Raw genomic sequence first — 1,212 nt, 5'->3', positions numbered from 1 at the left:
GCTATCTATCGCTTCAGTGGCGCTGAAATGAGCTTAACAACGGCCTTCCATCACCATTTTGGTGAGGGCGACCGTTGTGTGCTGGATACCACCTACCGTTTTAATCAGCGTATTGGTGAAATCGCGAATACCTTTGTTCAGAGCAACCCTCATCAGTTAAAAAAACCGCTCAACAGCCTGAGTAAAGGCCATAAAAAAGCCATCTCTCTGTTGCCTGAAGAGCAACTGGAAGCGCTGATGAATAAACTGAGTGGCTATGCTGCCGTTGACGAGAGAATTCTGGTGCTGGCACGTTATCACCATCTGCGCCCGGAAATACTGGATAAAGCCGCAACGCGCTGGCCTAAGCTCAATATTGATTTTATGACTATTCATGCCAGTAAAGGACAGCAGGCAGATTATGTCATTCTGCTGGGGCTGGCAGAAGGTGATGAGGGCTTCCCGGCGGCAGCCAGAGAATCAGTGATGGAAGATGCGCTGTTACCTGCCCCGGAAGACTTTCCGGACGCCGAGGAGCGCAGGCTTGCGTATGTTGCCATTACACGAGCGAAGCAGCAGGTGTGGCTGCTGTATGATCGTAATCATCCATCGGTGTTTGTTGCCGAGTTCAGCCGTCAGGGCGTACCAATACTACGTAAACCCTGACAGCCAGCGGCTGAGCTACTTCAGGCGCTGTTGCAGATAACGTTCATAATCCGGGATCTGGATTTCAACCTGCCGGGCGAACAACGGTGACTGAATAATAAAATCTGCGGTGGCTCGGTTCGTTGCAACGGGAATATTCCACACGGTGGCCAGGCGCAGCAGCGCTTTCACATCGGGATCATGCGGTACCGCATTCAGTGGGTCCCAAAAGAAAATCAGCACATCAATTTTCCCCTCCGAAATCAGCGCACCGACCTGCTGATCGCCGCCCATCGGGCCACTCAGCATCGCCGTCACCGGTAATCCGGTGGCGCGTTGTACCAGATTGCCGGTTGTTCCGGTGGCGTAAAGCGTATGGTGCTGCAACTGCTCTTTGTGGATATCCACCCACTGCATTAAAGCGTTCTTACAGTGGTCGTGGGCCACCAGCGCGATATGTTTCTGTGGCTGTAGAGTGCGGGTTGTCTGATCCATTCAGTATCCTGGTTGGGTAGAGCAAGAGGAATAAGTAAACAGAGGACTGAGTGTAGCGCCGGGTATCTGCCGATATCAACTGGTATGCAGGGC

At 52.6% G+C, this 1,212-nt stretch carries 2 protein-coding genes; one reads left to right on the top strand and one right to left on the bottom strand.

Translation table 11 applies throughout. The features are described 5' to 3' along the window. Positions 1 to 645, top strand: a 645-nt coding sequence (locus tag WH277_RS00840; protein ID WP_339503823.1) for a 3'-5' exonuclease, incomplete at its 5' end; no start/stop codon positions are given. 15 nt (positions 646 to 660) lie between these two features. Here the strand turns inward: WH277_RS00840 and WH277_RS00835 are convergent. Further along, positions 661 to 1,119, bottom strand: a complete 459-nt coding sequence (locus WH277_RS00835; protein WP_200640647.1) for a methylglyoxal synthase — start codon at positions 1,117 to 1,119, stop codon at positions 661 to 663. Between the last annotated feature and the right edge of the window lie 93 nt (positions 1,120 to 1,212).

Source organism: Erwinia sp. MYb416, from assembly GCF_037479575.1.
GTDB classification, from domain to species: domain Bacteria; phylum Pseudomonadota; class Gammaproteobacteria; order Enterobacterales; family Enterobacteriaceae; genus Erwinia; species Erwinia rhapontici.
The sequence above is the reverse complement of the archived record's forward strand: the minus strand, read 5'-3'. Positions and strand labels throughout refer to the sequence as shown.

Excerpts from the sequence above, each read along its gene's own strand:
- WH277_RS00835 (WP_200640647.1), bottom strand. The coding sequence starts at position 1,119 with ATGGATCAGACAACCCGCACTCTACAGCCACAGAAACATATCGCGCTG.